General features: G+C 36.3%; 12 protein-coding genes. 5 read left to right on the top strand and 7 right to left on the bottom strand.

From position 1 onward, the window contains the following. Window positions 1-62 precede the first annotated feature (62 nt). The 3 genes from FNJ88_RS07270 (at window position 63) to FNJ88_RS07260 (ending at window position 3,472) form a co-directional block, all read left to right on the top strand. Window positions 63-1,319 carry a cation:proton antiporter gene (locus tag FNJ88_RS07270; protein WP_143852546.1) on the top strand — a complete coding sequence of 419 codons (1,257 nt, stop codon included), beginning with the start codon at window positions 63-65 and terminating at the stop codon, window positions 1,317-1,319. Window positions 1,320-1,416: 97 nt separating this feature from the next. After that, a complete protein-coding gene (locus tag FNJ88_RS07265) occupies window positions 1,417-1,827 on the top strand; it encodes a BrxA/BrxB family bacilliredoxin (RefSeq protein WP_143852545.1) in 411 nt (136 codons plus the stop codon). A gap of 106 nt (window positions 1,828-1,933) precedes the next feature. Continuing rightward, window positions 1,934-3,472, top strand: a complete 1,539-nt coding sequence (locus tag FNJ88_RS07260; RefSeq protein ID WP_143852544.1) for a GH3 auxin-responsive promoter family protein — start codon at window positions 1,934-1,936, stop codon at window positions 3,470-3,472. 3 nt (window positions 3,473-3,475) lie between these two features. Here FNJ88_RS07260 and FNJ88_RS07255 read toward each other — a convergent pair whose 3' ends face one another. The 7 genes from FNJ88_RS07255 to FNJ88_RS07225 all read right to left on the bottom strand — a co-directional run bounded on the left by FNJ88_RS07255 (window position 3,476) and on the right by FNJ88_RS07225 (window position 10,585). Next, entirely contained in the window at window positions 3,476-3,820 is a 345-nt protein-coding gene (locus FNJ88_RS07255) for a hypothetical protein (protein ID WP_143852543.1), read from the bottom strand. Window positions 3,821-3,858: 38 nt separating this feature from the next. Next, on the bottom strand, window positions 3,859-4,233 hold the full coding sequence (locus FNJ88_RS07250) for a hypothetical protein (RefSeq protein ID WP_143852542.1): 375 nt from the start codon (window positions 4,231-4,233) through the stop codon (window positions 3,859-3,861). A 2-nt stretch (window positions 4,234-4,235) separates the two neighbouring features. Further along, window positions 4,236-5,213, bottom strand: a complete 978-nt coding sequence (locus FNJ88_RS07245; RefSeq protein ID WP_143852541.1) for an endonuclease/exonuclease/phosphatase family protein — start codon at window positions 5,211-5,213, stop codon at window positions 4,236-4,238. 12 nt (window positions 5,214-5,225) lie between these two features. Continuing rightward, window positions 5,226-5,867, bottom strand: coding sequence for a rhomboid family intramembrane serine protease (locus tag FNJ88_RS07240; RefSeq protein ID WP_143852540.1), 642 nt, complete (start codon window positions 5,865-5,867; stop codon window positions 5,226-5,228). A 4-nt stretch (window positions 5,868-5,871) separates the two neighbouring features. Further along, window positions 5,872-7,632, bottom strand: a complete 1,761-nt coding sequence (gene mutL / locus FNJ88_RS07235; protein ID WP_143852539.1) for a DNA mismatch repair endonuclease MutL — start codon at window positions 7,630-7,632, stop codon at window positions 5,872-5,874. Between the two features lie 32 nt (window positions 7,633-7,664). Beyond that, entirely contained in the window at window positions 7,665-8,381 is a 717-nt protein-coding gene (locus FNJ88_RS07230; RefSeq protein ID WP_143852538.1) for a class I SAM-dependent methyltransferase, read from the bottom strand. An 89-nt stretch (window positions 8,382-8,470) separates the two neighbouring features. Next, complete coding sequence (locus FNJ88_RS07225; RefSeq protein ID WP_143852537.1) at window positions 8,471-10,585, bottom strand: prolyl oligopeptidase family serine peptidase; 2,115 nt, start codon at window positions 10,583-10,585, stop codon at window positions 8,471-8,473. Between the two features lie 174 nt (window positions 10,586-10,759). Between FNJ88_RS07225 and FNJ88_RS07220 the strand changes: the two genes are divergently transcribed. Both FNJ88_RS07220 and FNJ88_RS07215 read left to right on the top strand, forming a co-directional pair. Next, a complete protein-coding gene (locus tag FNJ88_RS07220) occupies window positions 10,760-10,954 on the top strand; it encodes a hypothetical protein (RefSeq protein WP_143852536.1) in 195 nt (64 codons plus the stop codon). Window positions 10,955-11,148: 194 nt separating this feature from the next. Continuing rightward, window positions 11,149-12,552, top strand: coding sequence for a nucleoside recognition domain-containing protein (locus FNJ88_RS07215; protein WP_143852535.1), 1,404 nt, complete (start codon window positions 11,149-11,151; stop codon window positions 12,550-12,552). Window positions 12,553-12,557 lie beyond the last annotated feature (5 nt).

The following is a 12,557-nucleotide window of genomic DNA, read 5'->3' as shown; positions in this document are numbered from 1 at the left end:
ACCCGGAGCATTTTATGCTTCGGGTTTTTTATTGATTTCTTATCTTTAGAGAAATTTTCCTCATGCAGGTTTACCATTATTTTACAATCATCATCGTGCTTGCGGCAGCTTTCGGATATTTTAATAAAAGATTTCTAAAGTTACCAAGAACCATTGGCGTGATGATTATTGCATTACTTACCTCTTTGGGAATTGTTTTAGCAGCTTCCTACTTTCCAGATCTCTTTGTTCAGACAAAAAAAATGATTTTGTCGATTGATTTCTACACCGTGCTTATGGAAGTAATGTTAAGCTTTCTACTCTTTGCAGGCTCTATACACATCAGGTTAAATGATATCAAATCAGAACGAGCTCCTATTATTGCCTTTTCTACCATAGGCGTTCTTATTTCTACAGCGATTGTCGGCGCATTAATGTACTTGCTTTTACAGGCGTTTGGTTTAGCAGTGCCTTTTATCAGTTGTTTGCTTTTCGGAGCCTTAATTTCTCCCACAGATCCCATCGCAGTTTTGGGAATATTAAAATCAGCAAATATCCCGAAATCATTAGAAACTAAAATTTCTGGAGAAAGCCTATTTAATGACGGTGTGGCGGTTGTTATATTTGTCGCAATCTACGAAATTTCAAAAGTAGGGTTCGCAAATATGGGAATCTCCGATATTGCTTTACTATTCTTAAAAGAAGCTGGTGGCGGTATTTTACTGGGGACCATTTTAGGAAGTGTGGGTACATATGTGCTGAAGACCATTGATGATTATTCAGTAGAAGTAATGATCACTTTAGCCATGGTTATGGGAGGTTACTGGATGGCATCTTTTCTGCACATCAGCGGACCATTGGCAATGGTAGTAGCAGGAATCTTCATAGGAAATCGAGGCCGTGCTGTTGGAATGAGTAGAATTACCGAAGAATACATCGATAAATTCTGGGAAATGCTTGACGAGATTTTGAATGCTGTTCTATTTCTATTGATCGGTCTAGAATTGTTAGTTATTGATTTTGAGAATATTTATATTTTCATAGGCATAATTGCAATTTTCATTGTCCTATTTGCACGATTCGTATCAGTAGGAATACCATTTTTATTACTTAAAAAACGGGTAAAATTTGAAGAAAATTCCTTTCCTATTTTAGTTTGGGGTGGGCTTCGCGGTGGTATTTCAGTTGCGCTAGCGCTAGCCTTACCCAGAGAAAATTTCGGTGATATGTTCGTCGCAATCACGTACATTATTGTTCTTTTCTCCATTATATTTCAAGGATTAACCATTGGAAGTCTTGCTAAAAAACTGACAGCCAAATCAGCCAAAAAGTCTCAATAGATAATTGGTATTGTTTTGATAGATTTCAGGGGGAAGAGATTTAGTAAAAAAGGATTAATTTTACACTTCAATTGTTTAACTCTTAAAATTAAAAAATATGTACCCAGATGATTTAGTAATGCCAATGAAGCATGAACTTACCGATAAAGGATTCCAGGATTTGACTTCTGCTGAAGCTGTAAAAGACGCAATCAAAAAAGAAGGAACAACCCTATTAATGATTAACTCAGTTTGTGGTTGTGCTGCCGGTGCTGCTAGACCAGGAGCCGTTTTCTCTCTTACAGGAGACAAAAAGCCAGAAAATTTAATCACCGTATTTGCAGGCGTAGATAAGGAAGCTGTAGATGAAGCACGAAAATTTTTAGCACCATTTCCACCAAGTTCACCATGTATCGCGCTTTTCAAAGATGGAGAATTGGTTCACATGCTAGAAAGACACCACATTGAAGGTAATCCTGCAGGCGCAATTGCGGCTAACTTACAAGGTGCTTACGCAGAATATTGCTAAAACTAGATATTTAGTTAAAGTTAAGATTCCACACTTTTCAGTGTGGAATCTTTTTGTTATATAACGCATCATATTCTTTACCAGAAAAAATATTATATTTGTAGATATGGCAACTAAAGCACTTTTTAACACGGTGGTCAATTGGTTTATCCGCCAGCGGATCGATCAGATCCAGAATTTTATGGATCACCCAATTGAAACACAAAATGGAGTGCTACTCTCACAGCTATACTACGCAGAAAATACAGACTACGGCAAAATTCATGGTTTTAGCTCTATTTCAAGTTATGAGGATTTTCGAAAAAATGTTCCTATTGTAACCTATGAGGATTTCGAACCCTATATTGAGCAGGCACGACAGGGAAAGCGTGACGTTTTCTGGCCTGGACTAGTAAAAAACTTCGCAAAATCATCCGGAACCACCAATGCGAAAAGCAAATTCATTCCCATCACGGATGAAAGCTTAGAATTATGTCACATGAAAGCGGGGAAAGATCTGGTCTCCATTTATGCAAACAATCATCCGGAAAACCAGCTTTTTACCAATAAAAATTTACGGTTGGGCGGGAGCGCAGACTTCTACGAAAACTTTAATACTAAAGTTGGTGATTTATCAGCGATTTTAATTGACAATCTTCCGTTTTGGGTAGAAATAACAACAACGCCCAGCAAGAAAGTCTCTTTAATGTCGGAATGGGAAAGTAAGCTAAATGCGATTATCTCTGAAGTAACCCACGAAGAAGTGGGCAGTCTGACAGGGGTTCCCAGTTGGATGATGGTATTGTTGCAAAGGATTTTAGAAGAAAAAGGGCACAAAACTATTTCAGAACTATGGCCTAATCTAGAAGTTTTTTTTCACGGAGGCATCAGTTTTAAACCTTATCGTGAACAGTATCGTAAAATTATCGGCAAAGACATTAATTACTACGAAATCTATAACGCTTCAGAAGGCTTTTTCGGAATCCAGGATCAACATGGTAGCGATGAAATGTTACTCATGTTAGATTATGGAATTTTCTACGAATTTATTCCAATGGAGCAATTTGATCTCAATAATTTGCAGGCCATCCCATTAGAAGAGGTGGAAATAGGTAAAAATTATGCAATGGTTATTACTACTAACAGCGGCCTTTGGCGCTATCTGATTGGCGACACCGTACGTTTTACTTCGATACATCCTTATAGAATTAAAGTTTCCGGACGAACTAAACATTACATCAATGCATTTGGAGAAGAGCTCATGATTGACAATGTGGAGACGGCACTTACCAAAGCTTGTGAAGCAACCAGCGCTTCTGTCCTTGATTTCACCGGTGCACCAGTTTTTATGAAACAGGGTGAAAGTGGTGCTCATGAATGGATCTTTGAATTCAGTCACCCACCAAGTGACCTGGAACGATTCTCAGAAGTTTTTGACAATCAGTTAAAGTCTGTAAACTCTGATTACGAAGCAAAAAGATATAATGACATGACCCTGAAGAAACCAATCATTCATGTCGCGAAACCGCAATTATTCTATAACTGGATGTCTGAAAGAGGGAAACTGGGTGGCCAGAATAAAGTGCCGCGGTTAAGCAATGACCGCGAGTACATTGATCCTTTACTGGAGCTAAATAAAAAAACTGCTGATAGTACAGCAGTTTAATCATTATTTCTTTTTTAGGTCTTCTTTTAATTTCTGCGCTCCTTGTTCTACTTTCTCTGCTCCTTTAGCCGCAGCATCTTTTACGTCTTCACCAGCTTTCTTTAAGTCGTGCCCAACTTCTTTCGCCGCCGAGTCAATTTTGTTTCCAGCCTCATTTAAATTTTCTTTTGCACGGTCCACCGTTGCATCAATCTTTGCTGAATCCAAAGTGGTAGAATGTTCTTTTTCTGTAGTAGTTGTAGTGATTGTCCCATCAGCGTTTTCTACTGTTTCAATATTCGTTTCCGTTTTCTTACAACTCACTAAGAGTACAGCTGTAGCGACAGCTATTAAAAAATAATTTTTCATGTTATATCGTATTAAAGTATCTCAAATTTAAATAAAAATTACTGATTCAAAGCTTTCTCTGTTTTAGCAATTTCAGCTTTATCCTTTGCTTTCTTCGGCTCGGCATCTGTCCGCTTTTTTATTTCCTCCGCTTTTTTTTCCGCACTCGCTTTTTCATCTTTCTCTTTTTTAAGCAATTGCTCCTCTTCAATTTTAAGCTTTACCTGCTTTAAGGAATCTTGAAATTTAAAAGATGACATTTCAATTTTCCTCGCAATATCAATTGAGGTTGCACCTTGGGAAAAAGAATCAATCGCCACGGTATCATATGGCGGCACGGAATTGTTTTCTTCAAAAGCTAAGCTTTGTGCCACATTCTCTTTTCCACAAGAGGAAAAGAAGATAAGAACTAATAGTAAGGGGATGCTTTTCATTTTTAATCGATTCTAAATTCGGCAATAACCGGAAAGTGATCTGAAATTTTTACCGAACGATCTACTCGGTAGTTGATCGGTCTAATTTCTTTTGAAGTAAAGATATAATCAATTCTTATCGGGAACTTATATTCATGAAAACTAGTTGAGCTTCCTCTTCCAACCTCAACAAAAGCATCTGTAAGACCCTTTCCTAATTCATAATACTCATAAGAATTTGGTACAGAATTAAAATCACCAGCCAAGATCACAGGATAGGGGGAATCATCAACGGCTTTTCTAATAGCCCGAATTTCTTGTTGATGGATTTTAAAAGTCGGAATTAATTTTCTCAAAATATCTTTCAGTTTTGCTTTATTCTCCTGGAAATCTTCAACTGGTTTTACCATCTTCTTTTCAAACGAAAATGGATTAAGATAGACATTTACTAACCTAATAATCTTGCCATTAAACTCGATATCAGCATAAAAAGCATTGCCATTTCCCGACGTATCTAATTTCTCCTGATGAATAATTCTCGTTTTCGAATTAATTGCAACAATCTCATACTTTGCCGTTCCCTTTTCATAACCACGAACACGAAAATCACTGCCATATTCCTGTGCGAAAATTACATCAGCATTCGTTTTTTCAAGATAGGTATAGATTTCTTCTCTACCTAATTGACCTGCTTTCATATTCACAGTTACTACTTTAAGGTTTGGTTTTTCCAATACCATACTTTTCCAGTTTATCCATCTTTTTACGGGCAAAATGAACAGTAGAGAAAGCCCTATAAAAAAAATTGCTCTCTTCATCAATAAAATGATCCAAAAGAGACAAAGCACCAGATTTAAAATCATTAATACCGGGAAAGCCAGGGACAGAAGATTAATATAAGGAAAAGCATGTGGTGAAACAATACTGTTCAGCAAGGTTCCTAAAAGTAAAAGCATGACGACCAGATGAAAGATCGTAAGGATCGTTTTAAAAAATTTCACTTAAAGTAATTTTTAATTAACCCGGTACCGATCATTCTTCCATTTTCTGGCTAAAAGATAACCTATCAAAGCACCACCAATATGTGCAAAATGTGCAACTCCACTCATTGAGCCACTAAAACCAAGATACAGTGAAATTACGATAATCCCGGGTAATAAATATTTGGCTTTGATACCAAAAGGAATAAACATAAAGTAGAGCTTGTTATCAGGGAACATGGTAGAAAATGCTGCAACCACACCGAATATTGCTCCAGAAGCACCCATCATTGGGATCGAATAAATCTCCATAGGATCAGCACCTTGCATAATTTCAAAATAATTCCAGCCACAGTTGAGAAGATATGCTCCTATTCCACTGGCAAAATATAAAATAATGTATTTCCGATCTCCTAAAACCTGCTCTAAAACGGGTCCAAAACTCATTAACGTAAGCATATTAAATAGAATGTGAGTTAAGCCAATCCCTTGCCCCATCGGTGCATGCATAAACATATGCGTGATGATTTGCCAAACTTTGAAATAAGGTGAAGCGATGTAATACACGGAAAACATCTCATACAGTTTTGGAAAAGCAATGAAATTAGAGGCTAAATAAAATAAGACGTTAAGAATAATGATATTTCTGGTGATTGGCGTAAGTCTTGGGAACATAATTTTAAAATTTATTTTTTAATTCTTCCAATGGAAGTTCAATGTAGCATTTTTTACCAGACGGTAAAAATTCTGGGAAACCTAATTCGGTGAAATCTTTGATCATTTGTTCTGCATCGATTTTATAAAGGAAATCAAAGCGCGATTTGCTATGGATTTTATTCCATTGACTGTTGTAAAAGTCCAGAAATTCATCTTCTGTTCTATATTCTAAAATTTCAAAGAGATTTTCAAGAAATTTCATGACCTGTGTTTCCTTTAATCCCTGTGGAACAGCATCGATTCTAAGTACGTTATCATTTGCAATGATCATATCAAACCCTAATTCTGGCAAATACTTTTTAATAGATCGAAATTTATTCTTCTCAATCTCATTCATGTGATATTCCAGTGAGAAAAGCAGAGTGTGCTTCTCATTATTACGTTGTTTCCTGGCATTTTTTTCACTCACGATCAATCGGTGCATTCTGCCTAAATCAAGCATCAAGGTTTTCCCGTTTTTATTTAAAAGCCAGTATCCATTGGGTAAGCGCATCAAATCTTCATCAAAATCTTCATCTTCAAAAAGATTAATTTTTGAAGGTGCTGCCGGAATATTTTGCTGATAAATTTCAGTCATGGCAATCTTCTCACCAGGTGAAGGTGTTTCCTCCAGAAAAGGATTATAATTTCGGTCTACCACAATTTCTGGAGTTTTAAAACTTCCGTTGCCTTTATTATTCTGCATAAAAGCATCCATACCTGCGTCGCGATCGAAATCTAAACTGGGTGAGATATTATAAATTCCTAAAGCTCTTTTGATTGTTGAGCGAACCAACGCAAAAATTAAGTTTTCATCTTCGAATTTGACTTCTGTTTTTTGAGGATGAATATTAACATCTACTTTCTCTGGGTCTAACTCTAAGAATAAAAAAAATGTAGGAATATAACCGGGTAAAAGCAGTCCCTCAAAGGCATCCTGAACAGCTTTGTTAAAATATGCACTTCGGAAATATCTTCCGTTGACAAAGAAAAACTGTTCACCTCGGGTTTTTTTAGCACCTTCTGGTTTTGCTACAAATCCATTCAGCTGAACCCAGCCTAAATCCTCCTTAATGGGAATAAGAAGTGGCTGCAATTTCCGGCCAAAAACATCTACAATTCTTTGTAATAAGCTGGATTTCCGTAATCGAAAAACAATATCATCATTATGGAAAAGCTCAAAATCGAGATTTTCATGAGCTAGAGCTACACGCTGAAATTCATCAATAATATGACGAAATTCAATATTGTTATTTTTCAGAAATTTCCTTCTGGCAGGAACATTATAAAATAGATTTTTTACAGAAAAATTAGAACCTTCAGTAGTTTGAACAGGTTCCTGAAACTGGAAGCCACCACCTTCAATATAAATATTGGTTCCTATTGTAGCATCATGCGTTTTGGTCTTCAGTTCAACCTCAGCAACCGCTGCAATTGATGCTAGCGCTTCGCCACGAAATCCTTTGGTAGAAATTCTAAAAATATCTTCTGTACTACTTATTTTGGAAGTTGCATGTCTTTCAAAAGCCAGTCTTGCATCGGTATCACTCATCCCACTGCCATTGTCTACCACCTGAATTAAATTTTTACCAGAATCTCGAATAATGAGTTCTATTTTGGTTGCTCCGGCATCGATTGAGTTTTCTATTAATTCTTTTACAATTGATGCAGGTCGCTGTACCACTTCACCGGCGGCAATTTGATTGGCAACATGATCTGGTAAAAGTTTTATAATATCTGACATTGTTTTAAAGGGTCTACTATATGTTTCTGCAACTATTGATATTTAAATGTATCGATTTTCGCTGCTATTTTTTTTATAACTTTTTTTGAAAAATTACGATCTTCTCCGCAGTTTTTCAGCTTAAAAGCTCTTTTTTTTCTCACCACCATGAAATGATATTCCTCTTCTGCCCAAATCCCGTATTTTTCAAAAAAAATAATTTCTAGATTATGCTTTTCGAAATGTTTTAACAAGGGAAAAAGATGAACTTCTTGATCGATCATCTGTAATGTTTCAGGATGATGATGCCTGGCAAAATTAAGGTAATCCGGATTAGGAATATTAATTAAGATATGCGATTTATCAACACAGATATGGGATAAATTACTAAATAGTTCATCATGTTGATCTAACGGAATATGCTCAATTACATCCATTAGAGTAATGAAATCAAATTCCGAGTTTTTTGGCTGATATTTTACAACATCATGGGACTCAAAATGAATATTCTTTTTTACCACTAATTTTTTCGCAATTTGAATACTTTTAGGACTTAAATCCACCGCCTCTATGATTCCCGAGCTCACCGTCCTAGATAGAAGCTTAGTGAAAATACCAACACCACATCCCAGTTCTAACACTTTAGAATTTTTTTTCAAACCTAAGTTTGTCATTTTTTCATACAATGAAATTAATCTTTCATTAGCACCTGTCTTAATTTGCTTCTCAGAAAATTCGTCATAAAATTGGGCGATTTCCTCTTTTTCCATGCCGTAAAATTAGTGAATTATTCTTTGCTTGAAATGAAAAAACTTCCCGGTTTGTATCACGGGAAGTTTTAAGTATTATTAAGTATTGATTATTTCTTCAAAGCTTCAAAACCCATTTCATAAAGGGCAAAACTCAGAATATCAGCGTTTTCACCAATCACCTGTTCTGTACTTCTACCAGCTCCATGGCCCGCATTAGTTTCGATTCGTACTAAAACCGGGTTTCCACAAGATTGCTTTTCCTGTAATTCTGCTCCAAATTTAAACGAATGTGCCGGCACTACTCTATCATCATGATCACTAGTGATAATCATTGTGGATGGATAACACGTCCCTTTTTTAACTTGATGAAGTGGGGAATACGATTTCAGATATTCAAACATATCTTTGCTATCTTCTGCCGTACCATAATCATAGCTCCACCCTGCTCCAGCAGTGAATTTATTATACCGCAACATATCTAAAACACCCACACCCGGGAAAGCCACTTTAGCCAGATCAGGTCTCATAGTCATAGTTGCCCCGACAAGTAATCCTCCGTTTGAACGTCCGGAAAGTGCCATATATTGTTTAGAAGTATATCCTTTTTTCTGCAAATATTCACCTGCAGCAATAAAATCATTGAACACATTTTTCTTCTGCATTTTCGTTCCTGCATCATGCCATTTTTTACCATATTCTCCACCACCACGAATGTTTGGCACTGCGTAAATCCCACCGTTTTCCATCCAGATTGCATTAACTACAGAGAAAGAAGGTTGTAAACTGATGTTGAAGCCACCGTACGAATAAAGAATCGTAGGGTTTTTGCCGTCGAGTTTCAGACCTTTTTTGTAATTAATCATCATCGGAATTTTTGTACCGTCTTTTGAGGTGTAGAATACCTGTTCTGAAACGTAATCTTCAGGAGTGAATTTTACATTCGGTTTTTGATAAACTTCAGCCGCTCCACTATCTGCATTAAATTTATAAATGGTTCCTGGCGTAATATAATTGGTAAAAGAGAAATACAGATCTTTTTCTTTTTCTTTCCCGCTAAACCCAGACGCAGTACCTATGCCGGGTAAATCAATCGTACGGATTAATTTGCCATCGTAGTCAAATTGCATTACCGAAGTAACTGCATCTTTCATATATTTAGCAAAAATATAACCCCCGCCGGTAGATACATTGAGTACATTTTCAGTTTCCGGAATAACATCGGTCCAAACATCTGGTTTGTTAATATCAAATTTTACCAGACGCATATTCGGAGCATCTTTATCGGTTAAAGCGTAGATCAGATCTCCTTTTGAATCAACAACATTCGTGTTAACGTCATATCCTTTTTGAATGGGGATAAATTCAGTTTTCTTTTTTAAATCTTTAATATATAATTCGTTGCCATTTGTAGCTTCGGAAGCACTTAAGATCTGAAATCTTTCGTCATCAGAAACACCAACGCCCATATAGCGTCGTTTGAAATCATCGCCACCGATAATCAGTTTATCAGCACTTTGTTTGGTCCCTAACTGATGAAAATAAACCTTGTGTGTATCGGTTTTCGCGGAGAGTTCACTCCCTTTTGGTTTGTCATAACTGGAGTAGAAAAATCCTTTGTCACCTAACCATGAAGCTCCAGAAAACTTGACATCAATAATCGTTTCATCCAACTTCTTTTTAGTTAATGCATTGATAATGATTATTTTATTCCAATCACTGCCTCCTTCTGAAATCGAATAAGCAACTAAAGTACCTTTCTTGTTAAAAGAAACGCCAGCTAAAGAAGTTGTTCCTTTATCCGAGAATTTATTAGGGTCTAGAAAAACTTCCGTCTTTCCTTTTTTATTAGTTCGATATAAAACTGACTGTGCCTGCAGTCCATCATTTTTATAAAAATAGGTAAAATCTCCTTCTTTAAAGGGAGCGCCGATTTTCTCATAATTCCAGATTTCTTTCAACTCAGCACGAATTTCTTCTCTGAAAGGAATCTTGGCCAGATAATCATTGGTAAAAGCAACTTCCCTCTGCACCCAATCTTTTGTGTCTTCCGCACGGTCATCTTCTAACCAGCGGTAAGGATCCAGTACTTTCGTTCCAAAATATTCATCAACATGATCTATTTTCTTGGTTTCGGGGTAATTCAAATTTTTAGTCATTTTGGGAGTGGCACAAGATGCAAGAAATAACGAAGCTATACCAGCAGTAAATATTTTCACGTTCATAAATAAAAGATTTCCTTCAAAAATAAGACTTTTATATGATATGGTAAGCATTGAAAATTAACATTATTATTGCCTTCTTCGTCTAAGGTTTGGGATGAATTTTAACAATTTATTAATGTATAACACTTATAAAAAGGTACAAGATTTGTATCATGTACTATTATAATTTCAGATATGAATACAAAAACAGGAATTTTATTAGCAGGAAGTCTAGGACTTATTATAGGATTGGGTGTTTTCGGTGTGAGAACATTTTTAAAAAGAAAGGCCAAAGAGTACGATGATTATTACGAGGATTTTCACCGGCATTTTGTTGTGAAAAATAAAAAAGAAGGCAATGAAGGCGTAGAGTTTTTAGCCGTTCAATAAAAATCAATTTCGATTGATTGATCCTGTCTTATAATGAGACAGGATTTTTTTACGTAAAAAAATAAAATATCTTAGACATCGGAACTTCTAATTTGTCCAAATTTCAATCATGTTCTTCTCAAAATTTAATTAAATCCAGTTTGAACTCTATTAAAAATAAACTTTTTAGTTACTTTTACTCAAATTTTTAATTCATGGTTTTAAGCAGGATTTGGAGTGCCTTTATTATTGTTGCCATTATTGTTGCAAGTGTAAAGTATTTGGCGTCTGATAATTACAAAGCAATTTATAATGATATGGTTGTTGGTAAAAGTGGGGATACGGTGCAAATCGCAACTCAACATATCAGCGAACTTAATCCAGAAATAACAACTGCTTTACTTGGAAAACCTACTTTTGAACAAAATCGTATTCATTATAAAAAAGATTCTGCACAATCTCAGGTTGCTGTATATCGCGTTCAGGAAACAGATGGTGTTATTGGAACGTCGGAAACTGCAGTAAAAATCTGTCTAGGCTTGATTGGAATTATGACTCTTTTTATGGGTTTTATGAGCATCGCAGAAAAAGCGGGCGGAATTAATTTCCTTTCGCGTATGATTCAGCCTTTTTTCTCAAAAATATTCCCAGAAATTCCTAAAAACCACCCCTCATTTGGACATATGCTGTTGAATTTCTCAGCGAACCTCCTCGGACTTGATAATGCCGCAACTCCTTTTGGTTTAAAAGCGATGGAAAGTTTACAAACGTTAAATCCAGCTAAAGAGCGAGCCAGTAATTCACAAATCATGTTTCTGTGTTTACATGCTGGGGGACTGACTTTAATACCAGTGTCTATTATAGCCATTCGTGCTTCCATGGGTTCTACAACTCCTACAGATATATTTCTACCCTGCATGATCGCCACGTTTGCAGCAACTTTGGCAGCCATGATTTTCGTTTCTCTCTTTCAAAAAATTAATTTGTTACAACCCGTAGTCATTGCTTATGTTGGGGGGATCTCAGCGATTATTGCCTTACTGGTGGTGTATTTAGTCCATCTAAGTAAAGAAGGCCTGGATGAATTCAGTATGTTGCTGAGTAATGGAATTATTCTTTTAATTTTTTTCGCAATTGTCGTGGGTGCTATTTATAAAAAAATAAATGTATTCGATGCGTTTATTGATGGAGCGAAAGAAGGATTTTGGACCTGTGTGAAAATTATTCCCTACTTAGTAGGAATGCTGATCGCGATTTCTTTATTAAGAACTTCCGGGGTTTTTGATGTTTTAATAGACGGGATGAAGTGGGTCGCAACAATTGTTGGATTTGACACCCGATTTGTAGATGGATTACCTACCGCTTTAATTAAACCACTTTCTGGTTCCGGAGCGAGGGGAATGATGGTTGATACGATGCAGACTTTCGGTGCAGATAGCTTCCAGGGAAGACTGGCGGCCGTACTACAGGGAAGTTCGGATACGACCTTCTACGTAATCGCCGTTTATTTTGGAGCTGTTGGAATTAAAAATACAAGATATACCGTAACCGCAATGCTTTTGGCAGATCTGGTTGGAATTATTACTTCTGTAATACTTGCCTATATTTTCTTTGCTTAAATATT

Source organism: Chryseobacterium sp. SNU WT5, assembly GCF_007362475.1.
Lineage (GTDB): Bacteria > Bacteroidota > Bacteroidia > Flavobacteriales > Weeksellaceae > Kaistella.
This window is presented reverse-complemented; position numbering and strand designations above follow the sequence as displayed.

Coding starts and splice junctions, on each gene's coding strand:
- FNJ88_RS07270 (WP_143852546.1), top strand. CDS start 63: ATGCAGGTTTACCATTATTTTACAATCATCATCGTGCTTGCGGCAGCT.
- FNJ88_RS07265 (WP_143852545.1), top strand. CDS start 1,417: ATGTACCCAGATGATTTAGTAATGCCAATGAAGCATGAACTTACCGAT.
- FNJ88_RS07260 (WP_143852544.1), top strand. CDS start 1,934: ATGGCAACTAAAGCACTTTTTAACACGGTGGTCAATTGGTTTATCCGC.
- FNJ88_RS07255 (WP_143852543.1), bottom strand. CDS start 3,820: ATGAAAAATTATTTTTTAATAGCTGTCGCTACAGCTGTACTCTTAGTG.
- FNJ88_RS07250 (WP_143852542.1), bottom strand. CDS start 4,233: ATGAAAAGCATCCCCTTACTATTAGTTCTTATCTTCTTTTCCTCTTGT.
- FNJ88_RS07240 (WP_143852540.1), bottom strand. CDS start 5,867: ATGTTCCCAAGACTTACGCCAATCACCAGAAATATCATTATTCTTAAC.
- mutL (WP_143852539.1), bottom strand. CDS start 7,632: ATGTCAGATATTATAAAACTTTTACCAGATCATGTTGCCAATCAAATT.
- FNJ88_RS07230 (WP_143852538.1), bottom strand. CDS start 8,381: ATGGAAAAAGAGGAAATCGCCCAATTTTATGACGAATTTTCTGAGAAG.
- FNJ88_RS07225 (WP_143852537.1), bottom strand. CDS start 10,585: ATGAACGTGAAAATATTTACTGCTGGTATAGCTTCGTTATTTCTTGCA.
- FNJ88_RS07220 (WP_143852536.1), top strand. CDS start 10,760: ATGAATACAAAAACAGGAATTTTATTAGCAGGAAGTCTAGGACTTATT.
- FNJ88_RS07215 (WP_143852535.1), top strand. CDS start 11,149: ATGGTTTTAAGCAGGATTTGGAGTGCCTTTATTATTGTTGCCATTATT.